Annotated in this window: 16 protein-coding genes and 1 tRNA gene; 11 read left to right on the top strand and 6 right to left on the bottom strand. The window is 66.8% G+C overall.

Translation table 11 applies throughout. From position 1 onward, the window contains the following. Position 1: 1 nt before the first annotated feature. From AC6RIC_RS18460 to AC6RIC_RS18450, 3 genes are read left to right on the top strand one after another with little or no spacing between them, the layout of a single operon-like run. Entirely contained in the window at positions 2-514 is a 513-nt protein-coding gene (locus AC6RIC_RS18460) for a hypothetical protein (RefSeq protein WP_499733413.1), read from the top strand. 1 nt (position 515) lies between these two features. Beyond that, positions 516-986 carry a hypothetical protein gene (locus AC6RIC_RS18455; RefSeq protein WP_499733412.1) on the top strand — a complete coding sequence of 157 codons (471 nt, stop codon included), beginning with the start codon at positions 516-518 and terminating at the stop codon, positions 984-986. Between the two features lie 11 nt (positions 987-997). After that, complete coding sequence (locus AC6RIC_RS18450; protein ID WP_499733411.1) at positions 998-2,074, top strand: site-specific integrase; 1,077 nt, start codon at positions 998-1,000, stop codon at positions 2,072-2,074. 1 nt (position 2,075) lies between these two features. Here AC6RIC_RS18450 and AC6RIC_RS18445 read toward each other — a convergent pair. Beyond that, positions 2,076-2,150 (bottom strand) — tRNA-Val (locus tag AC6RIC_RS18445). Positions 2,151-2,178: 28 nt separating this feature from the next. Continuing rightward, positions 2,179-2,877, bottom strand: a complete 699-nt coding sequence (gene gph / locus AC6RIC_RS18440; RefSeq protein WP_499733410.1) for a phosphoglycolate phosphatase — start codon at positions 2,875-2,877, stop codon at positions 2,179-2,181. 156 nt (positions 2,878-3,033) lie between these two features. Here gph and AC6RIC_RS18435 point away from each other — a divergent pair, with 156 nt between their 5' ends. The 4 genes from AC6RIC_RS18435 to AC6RIC_RS18420 all read left to right on the top strand — a co-directional run bounded on the left by AC6RIC_RS18435 (position 3,034) and on the right by AC6RIC_RS18420 (position 6,065). Then, positions 3,034-3,420, top strand: a complete 387-nt coding sequence (locus AC6RIC_RS18435) for a hypothetical protein (RefSeq protein WP_454657592.1) — start codon at positions 3,034-3,036, stop codon at positions 3,418-3,420. A 123-nt stretch (positions 3,421-3,543) separates the two neighbouring features. Further along, complete coding sequence (gene rpiA / locus AC6RIC_RS18430) at positions 3,544-4,245, top strand: ribose-5-phosphate isomerase RpiA (protein ID WP_454657591.1); 702 nt, start codon at positions 3,544-3,546, stop codon at positions 4,243-4,245. 39 nt (positions 4,246-4,284) lie between these two features. Then, a complete protein-coding gene (locus tag AC6RIC_RS18425; RefSeq protein ID WP_454657590.1) occupies positions 4,285-4,854 on the top strand; it encodes a DUF2059 domain-containing protein in 570 nt (189 codons plus the stop codon). A gap of 167 nt (positions 4,855-5,021) precedes the next feature. Beyond that, positions 5,022-6,065 carry an SDR family oxidoreductase gene (locus AC6RIC_RS18420; RefSeq protein WP_499733409.1) on the top strand — a complete coding sequence of 348 codons (1,044 nt, stop codon included), beginning with the start codon at positions 5,022-5,024 and terminating at the stop codon, positions 6,063-6,065. On the opposite strand, the gene AC6RIC_RS18415 is transcribed toward AC6RIC_RS18420, so the two are convergent. The 3 genes from AC6RIC_RS18415 to AC6RIC_RS18405 all read right to left on the bottom strand — a co-directional run bounded on the left by AC6RIC_RS18415 (position 6,046) and on the right by AC6RIC_RS18405 (position 9,102). Further along, on the bottom strand, positions 6,046-7,545 hold the full coding sequence (locus tag AC6RIC_RS18415) for a tripartite tricarboxylate transporter permease (RefSeq protein ID WP_499733408.1): 1,500 nt from the start codon (positions 7,543-7,545) through the stop codon (positions 6,046-6,048). The two genes, AC6RIC_RS18420 and AC6RIC_RS18415, sit on opposite strands and share 20 nt — an antisense overlap. A gap of 12 nt (positions 7,546-7,557) precedes the next feature. Next, entirely contained in the window at positions 7,558-8,037 is a 480-nt protein-coding gene (locus tag AC6RIC_RS18410; RefSeq protein ID WP_454657587.1) for a tripartite tricarboxylate transporter TctB family protein, read from the bottom strand. Between the two features lie 99 nt (positions 8,038-8,136). Then, a complete protein-coding gene (locus AC6RIC_RS18405) occupies positions 8,137-9,102 on the bottom strand; it encodes a Bug family tripartite tricarboxylate transporter substrate binding protein (RefSeq protein ID WP_454657586.1) in 966 nt (321 codons plus the stop codon). Positions 9,103-9,327: 225 nt separating this feature from the next. Between AC6RIC_RS18405 and AC6RIC_RS18400 the strand changes: the two genes are divergently transcribed. The 3 genes from AC6RIC_RS18400 to AC6RIC_RS18390 all read left to right on the top strand — a co-directional run bounded on the left by AC6RIC_RS18400 (position 9,328) and on the right by AC6RIC_RS18390 (position 13,671). Continuing rightward, the gene (locus AC6RIC_RS18400) at positions 9,328-10,599 is read left to right on the top strand and encodes an O-antigen ligase family protein (protein WP_499733407.1); all 1,272 of its coding nucleotides are present in this window, start codon (positions 9,328-9,330) and stop codon (positions 10,597-10,599) included. Further along, positions 10,592-11,962: a glutathione-disulfide reductase gene (gene gor / locus AC6RIC_RS18395; RefSeq protein ID WP_499733406.1), complete on the top strand. Its 1,371-nt coding sequence runs from the start codon at positions 10,592-10,594 to the stop codon at positions 11,960-11,962. The genes AC6RIC_RS18400 and gor overlap by 8 nt, the downstream gene beginning before the upstream one ends. Positions 11,963-12,285: 323 nt before the next feature. After that, on the top strand, positions 12,286-13,671 hold the full coding sequence (locus tag AC6RIC_RS18390) for a class II 3-deoxy-7-phosphoheptulonate synthase (protein ID WP_173047230.1): 1,386 nt from the start codon (positions 12,286-12,288) through the stop codon (positions 13,669-13,671). 77 nt (positions 13,672-13,748) lie between these two features. Here AC6RIC_RS18390 and AC6RIC_RS18385 read toward each other — a convergent pair whose 3' ends face one another. Further along, a complete protein-coding gene (locus tag AC6RIC_RS18385) occupies positions 13,749-14,582 on the bottom strand; it encodes an outer membrane protein (protein WP_499733405.1) in 834 nt (277 codons plus the stop codon). Positions 14,583-14,734: 152 nt separating this feature from the next. On the opposite strand from AC6RIC_RS18385, the gene gltX reads away from it, so the two are divergent. After that, the gene (gene gltX / locus AC6RIC_RS18380; protein WP_499733404.1) at positions 14,735-16,075 is read left to right on the top strand and encodes a glutamate--tRNA ligase; all 1,341 of its coding nucleotides are present in this window, start codon (positions 14,735-14,737) and stop codon (positions 16,073-16,075) included. Positions 16,076-16,136 lie beyond the last annotated feature (61 nt).

Below are 16,136 nucleotides of genomic sequence, written 5' to 3'. Positions count from 1 at the left end.
CATGGTCGTCGCCTCTCTCACATCACCGTTCGCTAACCCCGTGAGCTTCCTTCGTGAGCTCACGGTGCCTTTCCATGAAAACGTAAGGGAAAAAAACGCGCTGAGCTCACGCGGATGGTCGGCGACCAGGCGATTTTTTTCTCTTGTTCTAACTTTCGTCGATCTGACGAAGATGGGGGGTCTCGGGACCAAGGAGGCCCGCGACATGACCTTCCACGATCCAGAAGATGCCCGCCGCTGGCGCAGGCGCCTTAAGAGGCAGAGAGAATACCAGCGAAAGTATCGCGAGCGGCTGATTGCCGAACGCACGCCGGAGCGGTCCGACATCGCAACGGCATGCCTCGAGGCTTGTATGACCATTTCCCGAGGCCAGTTCTCAGAACTCCAGCAGCTCGCCAAGGCGATCGTCGATCGCCTGGTAAGCCGAGGCTTCGACCGCGCGCATTCCATCGAGCGCATCCAGCAGGTTGCCGCCAAGCTGCAGGACCGCGCCAGGCGGGAGGCGGAGGACTGAGATGCTTCTCGCCGGCGCGCATGTCATCGATCCCGACGCGTATCTCTCGGAAGCTCAGGTCGAGGAGCGTTGGCGATTCCTCAAGTCCGGCGAGATGCGCCGGGCTCGCAAAAAGGGACTGGTCGCCTTCTACGCCTTTCCCAATGGCCCACACTACACGGCGGAAGCCGTGCAGGAATACCTCGATCGCAGCTACCACCGGAGTGCAGCGTGGCCCAACGAAAGCAAAAGGGAGATGAACAGCGAGGCGACGCCGTCGGATGGGAATTCGGCGGTTACTACCTCGAAGTTCCTCACCCCGATCGCGGCGGTGTGTACTACGCCTGTCGCTATGACGCCGGAGCTCGCGCTGTCCGCCGCCGAAGCCTGCGTACAGCGGATGGCGAGGAAGCAAAGCAAGCCCTCGTCGCCCTCGTCGCGGCCGCGCCGGCCCGCTCCGCTAGCGAATGCCCGGGACCAAGCCAGGTCCTGACGGTGCATGTGATGGAGGCCTATCTGAACGGTCATGCGACGACGATTCGTAGCGAGGCGCAGGCGCTGCGCGCTGTAGACCTAGTCGTCGAGTATCTGAAGGCTGTGAAGCAGGTCTCCGCTCCGCTGTCATTCTGGACGCCATCCCGGCAACTCGATTTCGCCGGCTGGCTTCACCGCACGCATAAGCATAGCGCAGCGACCATCGAGCGCGTGATCAATGTTCTCGGCGCCGCGATGAACGATGCTGCGGCGGTCAAGATGCGCCTCGACGCCATCGGCCAGCCGGTCGAGGGCGCGATCGTCTCGCATGTGCCGAAGATCGTTTATCAGGGCGAACGTATCGCAAAGGAGCTGAAGCTGCCGCCGCCGAAGAAGGGGGGCTATGTTCCTACGATGGCCGAGATGGCCACCTTCATCGACGCGCTGGAGACACCGCACCTGCGCCGCTGGTTGATCCTGGCGTTGAACACCTGGGCAAGGCCCGAGGCGATCACGGAATTCACCCCAGCCGCGCAATATGACAGGCGTCTCGGCGCGATCGACCTGAACCCACCCGGCCGCGTCCAGAATGACAAGCGCAGGCCGACCCTGCCGATAACGCGCGGTTTGGCGAGTTGGATCGACCACTGGCAGGCGGAGGATCTGGCGCGCTTCGAGCAGCGATACGGCCGGCGGCCCAATGAAGAGATCCCGCTGCTCGTCTACAAGCTCAAGCGGGTCGGCACTGTCAAAAAGGCGGTGAAGCGAATCGCGGATGAAGCCGGGGTACCGGAACTGACCCAATATTCGACGCGCCGCTTTATGGCGACGATGGTCCGCAAGCTTTGCCCCTTCGTGACTCGCGAGCGCCGTTCGATGTGGCTTGGACACGTCGTGGAGGAGGGCTCCTCGACGACGGATCACTACGAGGGTTTCGCGGTTGAAGCGCTCGAAGAGGTCGCGATTGCCACGGATTTCGTGATCGGTGAGCTTCAGAAGCTGACCAAAACGAAGCTGTTTGCGATTGAACTTCGATTGAACGCGGCAGAACTGCGCCGGATCGGTGCCAACCCAAAGGCCAAAAGCCGTTATCGGACAATGGGTTGAATGGTGGGCGATGCAGGGTTCGAACCTGCGACCCCTCCCGTGTGAAGGGAGTGCTCTACCGCTGAGCTAATCGCCCGGACCCGGCCTCTCCTAGTCGGCGCGCTTCATGCCGTCAAGGATGTGCGGGAAGGAGATTTGAACACGCGGTCGACCGCGCCGGCCAGCTCGTCGAAATGCTGGATGATCAAATCGGGCTCCAGCGTCTCGATCGGCACATCGGTATAGCCGAAGGGCACGCAGATCGTCGGGATGCCGGCGGCGCGTGCGGTTGCGATGTCCGTGCGGGAATCCCCGATCATCACGGCCCGCGCCGGATCGGCCTTCGCCGCCGCGATCGTCAGGGTGAGATGGCGCGGGTCCGGCTTGAAATAGGGGAAGCTGTCGCGCCCGGCGACGGCCGCGAAGCGGTCTGCGATGCCGAAATGGTCGAGGATCAGCCGCGTGTGCAGGATCGGCTTGTTGGTGCAGACAGCGAGCGCATAGCCTTGCGTGGCCAAGACATCGAGCGCGCCGAGCACGCCGTCATAGAGGTGGCTGCTCCCCGCCGTGTCCTGCGCATAGATCTCCATGAATTCCTGGAAGAGCCGCTCCAGAGTCTCCAGATCGAGCGGCTGTCCCGAGACCTTGAAGCCGCGCTCGATCAGGACGCGCACGCCCGCGCCGACGAGTTCGCGCGCCCGCTCCAGCGGCAGCGCCGCCAGGCCTTCGCGCACCAGGATCAGGTTGAGGACCCGCATGATGTCGGGTGCGGTCTCGGCCAGGGTTCCGTCGAGATCGAAGACTACGATCGGGGGCAGACTCATGGTCGGAACCTTCGAGGTGATTCGGTCGGGCAGGATTCGGTTAAAGGTCGTTGTGGCCGGGCTGGCAAGTCCCGTGCGCCGGCCTCCCCAAAATTGCCGCGCGAGATGGTATCGTGCGCGCGATTCGTCGCGCTGCCGGCGGCAGGGAAGATCATCATGTCGGATTTCATGGGAAGACGGGCTGGAATCGCAGGGCTGGTGCTCGGCGCGGGGCTTGCGATGGCGGGCGCGGCGCCGGCCTGGGCCGGGCCCTTCGAATTCGCGCCCGCGCCGCAGAACGACCTCAACCGCGTCTATCGGATCGACAAGGCGACGGGCGAGGTCGGCGCTTGCCAGTTCCAGCTCAAGGAGGGCGGCGTCGGCCTGACCGTCTGCTTCCCGTCGGGCGAGGGGGCCGGGCCGCAGGCACCCAGCGATTATGGCCTGATGCCGTCCCGCCATGAGAAGGAGGGCGGTATTTTCCGCGTCAACATCCGTACTGGCGAGATGAGCATCTGCTACGTCTTCGACGACAAGACGGTGTGCACGCCCCAGACGAAATGACGCCTTAAGTCTTCCGCGCGCTGGACTCGCTCGCCCTGCCGGGGCAGGAGAGCGCCGTCGTCCGCAGAGGCTGCTAGGATGGGACGGCGGGCGTTTTCCACAATCTGAGCCGGACGGACCATCATGAATGCCGACGACCTGAAGAAGCAGGCTGCCGCCCGCGCACTCGAACTCGTGCGGCCGGGCATGCGGCTCGGCCTCGGCACCGGCTCCACCGCGAAGCATTTCGTCGATCTGCTCGGCGTCAAGGTTGCCGCCGGTTTCGAGGTGCTCTGCGTCTCGACCTCTGAGGCGACGCAGGCGCAGGCCGTGTCGCTGGGCATTCCGATGTCGACGCTCGACGAGACGCCCGAGCTAGACCTCACCGTCGACGGCGCCGACGAGGTCGATCCGCAGCTGCGCCTGATCAAGGGCGGCGGTGCGGCGCTGCTGCGCGAGAAGATCGTCGCGGCGGCCTCCGCCCGCATGATCGTCATCGCCGATGACGGCAAGCTGGTGCAGACGCTCGGCCGCTTCCCGCTGCCGATCGAGGTCGTACCCTTCGGGCTGGAAGCGACGCGCCGGGCCGTAACTGCTGCCATCGCCGCCTCCGGTGCCGCGGGCAAGCTTGTGCTGCGCCAACGGGCGGACGGCACCACGCTGGTCACCGATGGCGGTCATTACATTCTCGACGCCCATCTCGGCACGATCGAACGTCCGGAATTGCTGGCGCAGGCGCTGAACATCGTGCCCGGCGTTGTCGAGCACGGCCTGTTCATCGGGCTGGCGAGCGGAGCCATCCTCGCGGGCGCTGATGGCCTCAAGCTGCTCGGCAGCATCGAATAATTCCATTCCGGCGCGAGACACGCTAAGGAACGCGCCACAATGACCGATCTGTCATGGCTGGTAGCGCAATCGCGCACCGGCGACGGTTCGCTGATGAAGGGGTTTCAACGCATGATCCGCCGTTCTCTCGCTCAGGCTGCCCTTGGTCTGGCGCTTGTCTGCGCAGCTCCCGCCTTCGCCCAGGCGCCGGCGCTGACCCCGAGCCATCTCCAGGTGGCACGCGAGGTCGCGGACCTGACCGGTATCACGCAAACCATCACGAGCATCTTCACCGAGTTCGAGGCGAGCGTGCAGCAGCTCACCGCGACCCGGCCGGAAATGAAGAAGGACGCCGATGCCGTCATTGCGGTGCTGAAGCCGGAGGCCGACAAGCGCATCGACGAGATGGCCAAGACGTCGTCCGAGGTCTTCGCCCGGAGGATGAACGAGGCGGATCTCAAGGAGGTCGCCGGCTTTTTCAAGTCGCCGATCGGCCAGCGCTACAATGCGCTGCGGCGCGATGCGATGGATGACATCTTCACCGTGCTGAAGCCCTGGAGCGAGCAGACTAGCCAGTATCTGTTCGACCGCTTCTCGCAGGAGATGCGCAAGCGCGGCCACACGCTGTGATGCGGCGCGCCTGACGGCGCCTCAGGATATCCCGACGAGGCCGGCGAGCGATTGCCGGCCTTTTTCGTTGTCGCGCAACCTGGCGCCCGGCGCGCCGGGGTACTGGCATCGGGCCGAAGCTCACTTTATGGCCGGGTTGGTTGAAGCGCGAAGCCGGAGCCAGCGACATGACCCGTGATCTCGTCCTCGTGACAGGGGGCTCCGGCTTCCTCGCGGGACATTGCATCCTGTCGCTGCTCGCGGCGGGCTACGATGTCCGCACGACGCTGCGCGCTTCCGGGCGGGAAGCGCCGCTCAGGGAAGCCTTGCGTGCGGCCGGGATGGATGCCGGCGGCCGCTTGCAGGTCGTCATCGCCGATTTGATGCAGGGCGAGGGCTGGGCCGAGGCGGCCGCCGGCTGCACCTATGCCCTGCATGTCGCTTCGCCGGTCGCTGCAGCCGAACCGAAGGACGAGGACGAGCTGATCCGGCCGGCGCGCGAGGGCACGCTGCGCGTCCTGCGCGCCGCACATCGGGCCGGGGTGAGGCGCGTCGTCCTGACCTCGTCCTTCGCCGCGATCGGCTATGGCCGGACGATGAAGCGCCCCTATGACGAGCGCGACTGGTCGAATGCCGCAGCGTCGGGCCTTGCCGCCTATCCGAAATCCAAGACGCTGGCCGAACGGGCCGCCTGGGATTTCGTCGATGGCGAAGGGCAGGGGCTGGAGCTTGCGGTCGTCAATCCCGTCGGCATCTTCGGCCCGCTGCTGGGGCCGGACCTCTCGCCCTCGATCCTGCTGGTCAAGACCATGCTGGACGGCCGGCTCTGGGCGGTGCCGCGTCTGATGTTCGGCGTCGTCGATGTGCGCGATGTCGCCGACCTGCATCTGCGCGCCATGACCGATGCGGCGGCGGCCGGCGAGCGCTTCCTGGCGACGGCCGGCGATTTCATGACGATGCAGGCGATCGCCCAGGCCCTGAAGGACGGCCTCGGCGAGAATGCGCAGCGGGTTTCAACCCGCGTGCTGCCGGACTGGCTGGTGCGCTTCGCCGCGCGCTTCAGCGCGACCGCGCGTCAGGCCGCGACCGCCGAACTCGGCCGCAGCAAGAATGCGACGAGCGCGAAGGCGCAGGCCATGCTGGGCTGGCAGCCGCGCCCGCCGAATGAGGCTCTCGTCGCGACGGGCGAGAGCCTCATTCGGCTCGGTCTCGTCAGTCCTCGGAAGCCTTGAAGCGGTTCAGGCCCTTCATCACGAACGGTGCCACCAGCGCGATGAAGGCGATGCCGAGCAGCGTCGCCGAGATCGGGTTCTCCAGCAGGATCATCGGATCGCCCAGGCTGATCTGTAGGGCGCGGCGCAGTTGTGCCTCTGCCATCGGGCCGAGGATGAGGCCCACGACCATCGGTGCGACCGGATAGTCGTAGCGCCGCATCAGGTAGCCCAGGAAGCCGAAGGCGAAGAGCATGCCGAGTTCCACCGGCGAGCTGTTGACCGCGAGCGTGCCCATCGTCGCGAAGACGAGGATGCCGGCATAGAGCCAGGGCTGAGGGATCGCGAGCAGCCTGACCCAGAGCCCGATCAGCGGCAGGTTCAGGATCACCAGCATGACGTTGGCGACGAAGAGCGATGCGATCAGGCCCCAGACCAGGTCCGGCTTCTCGGCGAAGAGCAGCGGGCCGGGATTGAGCCCGTATTGCTGGAAGCCGGCGAGCATGATCGCCGCCGTCGCCGAGGTCGGCAGGCCGAGCGTCAAGAGCGGCACCAGCGTACCGGCGGCCGAGGCGTTGTTGGCGGCTTCCGGCCCGGCCACGCCCTCGATCGCGCCCTTGCCGAACTCGTCGGGGTATTTGCAGAGCTTGCGCTCGGTCGAATAGCTCAGGAAGGTCGGAACCTCCGCGCCGCCGGCCGGCAGGGCGCCGATCGGGAAGCCGAAGGCGGTGCCGCGCAGCCAGGGCGCCCAGGAGCGCTTCCAGTCCTCCTTGGTCATCCACAGCGAGCCCTTGATCGGGATGATCTCCTCGGGATCGCGGGCGCGCTTGGAGGCGACGTAGAAGGCCTCGCCGACGGCGAACAGGCCGACGGCGAGCGTGGTGACCTCGACGCCGTTGAGCAGCTCCGGCACGCCGAAGGTCAGCCGCGCCTGGCCGGTGAGCTTGTCGATGCCGATCAGGCCGAGCGCGATGCCGAGGAACAGGCTGGTGAGGCCGCGCAGGGGCGAGTCGCCGAAGGTCGCGGAGACCGTGACGAAGGCGACGATCATCAGCGCGAAATAGTCCCAGGGACCGAATTTCACCGCGAGCTCGACCAGCAGGGGCGCGAGGAAGGCGAGCCCGATCGTCGCGATCAGGCCGGCGACGAAGGAGCCGATCGCCGAGGTTGCAAGCGCCGGGCCGCCGCGGCCGGCCTTGGCCATCTTCGAGCCTTCGAGCGCTGTGGCGAGCGATGCGCTCTCTCCGGGGGCATTGAGCAGGATCGCGGTGGTCGAGCCGCCATACATGCCGCCATAGTAGATGCCGGCGAACATGATCAGCGAGCCGGCCGGGTCGAGCTTGAAGGTCACCGGCAGCAGCAGCGCGACGGTCAGCGCCGGGCCGATGCCGGGGAGCACGCCGACGGCCGTGCCGAGGAACACGCCGATCAGGCAGAACATGAGCTTGGCGGGCTCGAAGGCGACGCCGAAGCCGTTGAGCAGGGAGAGCAGGGTATCCATGTCGCGCTCTCCTCAGAGGAACAGGCGCTCGAGCGGGCCCGACGGCAGGATCAGCGTCAGGAGCTTGGCGAAGACGAGGAAGATGATGAGGCCGAGCACGAAGCCGATCGCGGCATCGACAGCCAGGGCCTGGCGGCCCATGCCGCGCGCGGTGCAGGCGAAGACCACGGCGATGGCGATGATGAAGCCGCCGCCGAGCCCGATGCAGGCGATCAGGAAGATCAGTCCGCCCGCGATCCAGAGCAGGGCGGGATTGTCGGCTTCGTCGGGCTGAGGCAGCCCTTCGCGGAAGGCGACGACGAAATGCGAGAGGCCGAGGATGACGAGCCCGACGGCTACGACATAGGGCATCGCGGTCGGGCCGATGCCGTAGGTGGAGGTGATGGTCTGCTGCGAGGCGTCATAGCCGACGAGGACGGCGACGATCAGCAGCAGGACGCCCACCACCAGGGCCGGCTTGTTGGCACCTTGCGTGCGCGTGTCGTTGGTCATGGCGTTTCCGCAGTCGTGTCCGGCGCTTTTGAGGCGCTTCCGGCGGTTGGAAAAGGGGCCGGTCGCCCGGCCCCTTATGATTCTGTCGTCGTGATTGGCTTACTTCACCAGGCCGACTTCGGTCATCACCTTGCCGACACGCTCGATCTCGCCCTTCAGGAAGGTGTCGAAGGCGGCGCCGGGCAGGAAGGCATTGTCCCAGCCGCGGGCCTTGAGGATCTCCTGCCACTCCTTCGACTTGACCATCTTCTCGACGCTGTCGGTCAGGGCCTTGGTCTGCTCGGCCGAGAGGCCGGGAGGCGCGACGACCGAACGCCAGTTCAGGAGCTCGAGATCGATGCCCTGCTCCTTCAGCGTGGGCGCATCCGGGGCGTTCTCGAGGCGCTTGGACGAGGAGACGGCGAGCACGCGCAGCTTGCCGGCCTTGATCTGGCCCTCGAACTCGCCATAGCCGGAGACGCCGGCCGTGACGCGCCCGCCTAGCATGGCCGCCAGAGCCTCGCCGCCGCCCGAGAACGGGATGTAGTTGATCTTCTTGGCGTCGGCGCCGACCGCCTGCGCGAAGAGCGCCGCGAGGATGTGGTCCGTGCCGCCGGCCGAGCCACCGGCCCAGGTCACCTTGGCCGGGTCGGCCTTCAGGCGCTCGGCCAGGTCCTTGGCGGTCTTGAGCGGCGATTCCGTCGGCACCACGATGACCTCGGCCTCGGCGGTGAGGCGCGCGATCGGCGTGATCTGGGTCAGGTTGACCGGCGATTTGTTGAGCAGGATCGCGCCGACCATGACGAAGCCGTTGACCATCAGCTGGTCGCCGGCACCCTTGGCGCCGATCAGCTGGGCGAGGCCGATGGTGCCGCCCGCGCCGGTCACGTTGTTGACCTGCACGCTCTTCACGATGCCGGCCGCCGTCATCGCCTGCTGCATCGAGCGGGCCGTGCCATCCCAGCCGCCGCCGGGCGCTGCGGGGGCCATGATCTTCAGTTCATTGAGCTGGGCGAAGGCGGCGGTGGAGAGGGCAGCCAGCGCCACCGCCGTCAGGGCCGTGCGCTTCAGGATGGATGTCAGCATGAATTCCTCCGCTTGCGGGCTTTGGCCCACGGGTTTCTTGGGCGATCCGCCTGTGGCACCTAGCCGCGCCGGTCGTCAATTGCGCCTGATTGCATAATCGGAAGTCAAGAATTTTCGAAGGAGGCGGGCATCAACCGCAGAATCTACACCTTTCATCCTACGACTGTGACGCATTTGCGTGACAACGCGCTGGCGGCGTTTCCCGCTATCGCGTAAGCGCAGGCTATGAGCCAGACGCGTCTCGCCGATCGCCAGGATTCCGCGCCGCACCGCGGGCCGTTGCCATCGCGCCTGATCGGGATCGGCGTGGCGCTGATGGTGCTGATGCCGGTGGCGATGTGGCTCGCCAACCGCTCCTCGACGCTCCTGCTCGGTCTGGCGGTCATTCCCTTCGTCGCCGTGGCCGTCGCCTCGGGCGGGATGGGCGATCTCGCCTTGCGCATGTGGCGGCTGCTCGCGACTCCGCTCGGGCTGGCCGTGGCTGCGTTCCTCGGCTGGGCTCTCGTCTCGATCTCGTGGAGCCACAGGCCTGGGGCCTCCTTGCGGGTCTGGGGCGAGCTTGTGCTGCCGATCGTCTTCGCCCTCGCCATTGCCGCTTCGGGTCGGTTCCGGCCGCAGCCCGCATGGTTGCGCGCGCTCGCGCTGGCGATCATCCTCGCCTGCCTGCTGGCGATCTTCGAACTCGCTTCCGGGTTGTCCCAAAGGGCTGCGCTAGGTGTCGGCAAGCTGTGGAGCTTCGTCTTCAACCGCCCGGCGATCACGGCGCTCGTGCTGGCGCTGCCGGTGATTCATGGTCTGTGGAGCCTGCCCGGCGCGCGCCGGTCGGATCGGATACTGGCGATTGTTCTCGCCCTGGTTGTGACCGCTCTCGCGCTGCGCTCGGAAAGCTCCTCGGCGCGGCTCGGCGTTGCCGTCTGCGCCCTCTGCTGGGGGCTGTCGGCGCTCTGGCCGCGCCTGACGCTGACGGCAGCGGGCTGCGCCTTCCTTCTCGCCATGGCAGTGGCCCCCGTTCTCGGCATCGCCGCCCAGAACTGGCTGCCTTCGCTGATCCTGGATCGTTTCGCCGTGATGACCGGCCAGGCCCGCATCGATATCTGGCATAGCTTCGGTGAGGTTGCGCGCGCGCGACCGATCGCCGGCGCCGGCTTCGGAACCTCGGCCACCATGCATCAGCATCCGGTGGCGGCGGAGGTCTCGCCCGCGCGCCGCGAGCTCCTGGCGGCGAGCCATCCGCACGACATGCCGCTGCAGGCCTGGGTTGAAACCGGGGCGATCGGTGCGGGTATCCTCGCTTTGGCGGGCCTGCTGCTGCTCGCGCGGCTGCGCCGCCTGCCGGCGCGCGAGATGGCGCCGCGCCTTGCGCTGTTTGCCGGCGCCTTCGCGATTTCAGTCGTCGGGCACGGTGCCTGGCAGGGCTGGTGGATTGCCGTTCTGGGGGCTGCGGTCCTCTGGTTCGGTCCGGGCGCTGCGGCGCCTCAGGGAGAAGACCATGACTGATTTCGACGTCGATCTCTTCGTCATCGGTGCCGGCTCCGGCGGCACGCGCGCGGCCCGCATCGCCGCCGGCCACGGCGCCCGCGTCATGATCGCCGAGGAGGACCGGATCGGCGGCACCTGCGTCATCCGCGGCTGCGTGCCCAAGAAGCTCTTCGTCTATGCCAGCCGTTTCGCGGAGGATTTCGAGGATGCGGCCGGCTTCGGCTGGACCTTGCCCCAGGCGCCGGTCTTCGACTGGGCGACGCTGCGGGATGCGGTGGCGAACGAGGTCACGCGCCTGTCCGGCCTTTACCGCAAGGGGCTCGAGGGCGCCAAGGTCGCGATCCGCGAGGAACGCGCGGTCGTCGAGGGGCCGCATCAGGTCCGGCTGACGAAGAGCGGAGAGGTGATCCGCGCCCGTCATATCCTGGTCGCGACCGGCGGCTGGCCGTCCTTCGATCCGCCGATCCCCGGCGGCGAACTCGGCATCTCCTCGAACGAAGTCTTCAACCTGCCGGCGCTGCCGAAGCGCCTTCTGGTCGTCGGTGGCGGCTATATCGCGCTGGAATTCGCCAGCCTCTTCGCCCGGCTCGGTGTCGCGGTGACGGTACTGCACCGGGGCGACAACATCCTGCGCGGCTTCGACGAGGATATCCGCACCCGCCTGCGTGATGCGCTCGTCCATGCCGGCATCACCTTGCGGCTCGGCTGCACGATTGACCGGATCGAGGAGCTGGCAGACGGCAGCCGCCGCGCCCATTGCGCCAAGGGTGAGCCGATCGATGCCGATGTCGTCCTCGTCGCGACCGGCCGCCGGCCGAACACGAAGGGGCTTGGCCTCGACAAGGCCGGCGTCGCTCAGGGCCCGCTCGGCGAGATCAAGGTCGATGTGGCATCAGCCAGCAGCGTGCCCTCGATCCATGCCGTCGGCGATGTGACCAACCGGGTCAACCTGACGCCAGTCGCGATCCGCGAGGGCCATGCCTTCGCCGACTCGACCTTCGGCAGCCGCAACTGGACGGTGGACCACGCCACCATCGCCTCAGCCGTCTTCACGACGCCGGAGATCGGCACCGTCGGCCTGTCGGAAGCGCAGGCTCTCGCCGCAGGCCATGAGGTCAAGGTCTTCGAATCCGGCTTCCGCCCGATGAAGGCGACGATCTCCGGCCGTCAGGAGCGCATCTACATGAAGCTCGTCGTCGATGCGCAATCGGACAAGGTGCTCGGCGTCCATATCCTCGGCCATGATGCCGGCGAGATCGTCCAGGCGGTCGCCATCGCGGTGACGATGGGCGCGACCAAGGCCGATTTCGACCGCACCGTCGCGCTGCATCCGAGCGCCGCCGAGGAACTGGTGACGATGCGCACGCCGCGGGCCGGTTGAAGCAGCGGAACCACGTTTGTCATTCCGGGTTCGTCGTCGTGCGAAACACCGGAATGACGAAGGTCGCTCCCGCTTCCCCGTTGAATCGCCTTGTGAAGCGCTTGAATCAGGATGGCAGGCCGTTGCCGCGATAGAGCAGCGGCACGCGCTATCCCGTTGCGAAGAATCGCTTTTGCCGGCGCATGCGCTGAGTGGCCGGGCGGCCTGCCGCGAGGGCTTCCCTCAGGCGGTGGCCATTCCCACATCATCGGTGTATAGCCGCCCCTTCGCGCTACCAAGAGGTTAACGATGCGCGATCTCACAGTCAGGAGCACGTAAGTCCCATGTCCGAGCGGTGGACGCCAGAGAGCTGGAGGGCCAAGCCCGTCCAGCAGATTCCGGAATATCCGGACCAGGCAGCCTTGAAGGCGGTTGAGCAGCAGCTCGCCGGCTTTCCGCCGCTCGTTTTTGCAGGCGAGGCGCGCAAGCTCAAACGGGCGTTGAGCAAGGTCGCCGCCGGTGAGGCCTTCCTGCTGCAGGGAGGCGACTGCGCCGAGAGCTTCGCCGAGCATTCGGCCGACAACATCCGCGACTTCTTCCGGCTGTTCCTGCAGATGGCGGTGGTTCTGACCTTCGCGGGCGGCTCGCCGGTGGTGAAGGTCGGCCGCATCGCCGGCCAGTTCGCCAAGCCGCGCTCGGCCCCGACCGAGACGATCGGTGGCGTCGAGCTGCCGAGCTACAAGGGCGATATCGTCAACGACAACGAGTTCACGGCCGAGGCGCGCATCCCCGATCCGCGCCGCCAGCTCGAGGGCTATCGTCAGTCGGCAGCGACGCTGAACCTGATCCGCGCCTTCGCGACCGGCGGCTATGCCAATCTCGACAACGCGCATCGCTGGATGCTCGGCTTCGTCAAGGATAGCCCGCAGTCGCATCGCTACCAGGAGGTAGCCGAGCGCATCACCGAGGCGCTGGAATTCATGCGCGCCATCGGCATCGACCCGGAGACACATCCGGAGATGCGCACGACCGACTTCTACACCAGCCACGAGGCGCTGCTGCTCGGCTACGAGCAGGCGATGACGCGGACGGATTCGACGACCGGCGAGTGGTACGACACCTCCGGGCATATGCTCTGGATCGGTGACCGTACGCGTCAGATCGACCATGCCCATGTCGAGTTCTTCCGTGGCATCAAGAATCCGATCGGCCTGAAATGCGGTCCCTCGACCACGGTAGATGGCCTGCTCAAGCTGATTGACGTGCTCGATCCGCAGAACCAGGCCGGGCGGCTCACGCTGATTGCGCGCTTCGGCGCCGACAAGGTCTTCGACCATCTGCCGGCGCTGGTGCGGGCGACGAAGCGGGAAGGCCGCAACGTCGTCTGGTCCTGCGACCCGATGCACGGCAACACGGTCAAGGCGGCGAGCGGCTACAAGACCCGGCCCTTCGACCTGATCCTGGGCGAGGTGAAGAACTTCTTCGCCGTCCACCAGGCCGAAGGTACTCATGCCGGCGGCCTGCATCTGGAGATGACCGGCAAGAACGTCACCGAATGCACCGGCGGCGCGCGCGGCATGACCGATGCGGACCTCAACGACCGCTATCATACGTTCTGCGATCCGCGCCTCAACGCGGAACAGGCGCTGGAACTCGCCTTCATCGTCGCCGAGCTGGTCAAGCGCCAGCGCGCCGGCCGGGCGCGGCCCGAGGTCGAGGCGGCCGAGTAGGGCGCTTCGCATAGTCCACGAACAGGAAAGGCCGGGGCTCTCGCCCCGGCCTTTTTCTTGATGCCGTCAGTGATTTCTCAGAACTTCAGGGCGGCGCCGACGCGGGCCTGGTTCAGGCTCGTGGTGATGCCCTCGACATCGTTGAAGCGGGTATAGAGATATTCGGCGCGGACGAGGATGTTGTCGGCCAGCGCAGCCTCGATGCCGCCGCCGATCACGCCGCCGAAGCCCCAGACATCCTTCTTGGGACCGCCGACCATGCGCGGCCAGCCGACATAGCTGCCAAGCGCAACGCCGTTGACGTCGGTCGGCCCCCAGTCGCTGTAGACCGAGACATTGGTGTCGAAGCGCCCGACCGCCGCGCCGAACGTGACATAGGGCATCCACCGGCCATAGGTGTAGCCGAAGCGGGCGCGCAGCGAGGCATAGTCGTTGATCCGGGCGCTCTGGTTCAGGCCGACCGTGAGGTACTCGTTGCCGACGCGTCGCGACTCGAGGCGGGAAGCGGCAGCTGCCTGGTCGATGCGCGAGTAATCCGCTTCCAGGCCCATGACGACGTCGCCGAAGGCCCAGTTATAGCCGGCATAGCCGCCGAACATGGCGCCGCTGTCGCGGCGCGGCATGGTGCGCGTCAGGTCGTAGACGTTGATCGAGTTCGCGATCGTGGTGTTCAGCATCGCATAGTCGATGAGCCTGTCGACGCTCTGATCGCGCTCGAAGCGGGATTGTGCCTGCCCCGCAAAGCCGCCGACATAGAAACCTTCCCAGGTGAACTGACTGGGAGGCGGAGGGGCGTCCTCGATCTGCGAGCCGCGCAGCACGGGATAGTCCGCCGCTAGCGTTGGTGCGGCGAGAAGGCTGGTCGCGAGGGCCGTGGACCCAAACATGAGCGCGATGGAACGGATGCGCATCCTGATCTCCCCGAGCGACGGTTCGGTTCCACCCGTTTCACCTCGCTCCGGGGACAATTCATGCCTTGGTAACCCTAATGGCGGGTTAACGATGGGGAATTCGGTTTGAGTGCCGGATTGTCGCCCGCCGGCAAACGCGCCATAAGCCGGCCATGACCTCGCCTCTGGTTCGCTTCGCGCCGTCGCCCACCGGCTATCTCCATATCGGCAACGCCCGGCCGGCGCTGTTCAACTGGCTGTTCGCCCGCCGGCACAGCGGCCGCTTCCTGCTGCGCTACGATGATACCGACATCGCCCGCTCGAAGGCGGAATATGCTGATGCCATCGCCGAGGACCTCGGCTGGCTCGGCATCGTGCCCGATCAGGTGATCAGGCAGTCCGAGCGGCTGGCGATCTATGACGCCGCCGCCGACAAGCTGCGCGGGGCAGGGCGGCTCTATGCCTGCTATGAGACGGCCGACGAGCTGGATCGCCGCCGCAAGCGCCAGCTCGCCCGTGGCCTGCCGCCGATCTACGACCGCGCCGCGCTGAAGCTCACAGCCGAGCAGAAGGCCGCCTTCGCGGCGGAGGGGCGTAAACCCCACTGGCGTTTCCTGCTGGAGCCGCGCGAGGTCGCCTGGGACGATCTGGTGCGCGGTGCTTCCCACGTCGATTGCGCCTCGCTCTCGGACCCGGTCCTGGTCCGCGAGGACGGCAGCTATCTCTACACGCTGCCCTCCGTCGTCGACGATATCGAGACCGGTGTGACCCATGTCATTCGCGGTGAGGACCATGTCACCAACACGGCCGTCCAGGCCCAGATCTTCGAGGCGCTCGGCGCGAGCCTGCCTGCCTTCGGGCATCACAACCTGCTGACCACGGCGAGCGGCGAGGGGCTGTCCAAGCGCCTCGGCCATCTCTCGCTGCGCGGCTTGCGCGAGACTGGCGTCGAGGCGTTGGCCGTGGCGGCGCTGGCGACGTTGGTCGGCACCTCCGATGCCGTGCGTCCGGTCGCGAGCCTCGACGAACTCGCCGGCCTCGTCGAGCTCGCCCATGTCTCGCGCGCGCCGGCCAAATTCGACGAGCACGAACTGGAGACGCTGAGCGCCCGCACGCTGCACCAGTTACCGCTCGCTGCTGTTTCCAATCGGCTGGCGGCGCTGGGCGTCGCGGCCGACGAGGCGTTCTGGCAGGCCGTGCGCGGCAATCTTGCCAAGCTGGACGAGGCGGCTCAGTGGTGGCGCGTGGTGCAGGGGCCGATCGAGCCCGTGATCGCCGATGCCGGCTTCGCCGCGACCGCGGCCGGGCTTCTGCCGGCCGAGCCCTTCGATGCCACGACCTGGAAAAGCTGGACGCAGGCTGTTTCGGCCGCGACGGGAGCCAAGGGCAAGGCGCTGTTCATGCCGCTCCGCCAGGCGCTGACGGGGCTTGATCACGGCCCGGAACTCGCCGCGCTGCTGCCGCTGATCGGCCGGAGTAAGGCGCTGAAGCGGCTGGCGGGCGAAAGCGCTTGACGATCTAACCTTTGTCATTCCGGGGCGAGCGCGTAGCGCTCGAACCCGGAACCCACGACTG

It is taken from the genome of Allobosea sp. TBD101 (assembly GCF_059817965.1).
Note: the sequence above shows the minus strand (reverse complement) of the source record. Positions and strands in the feature narration are given on the sequence as shown.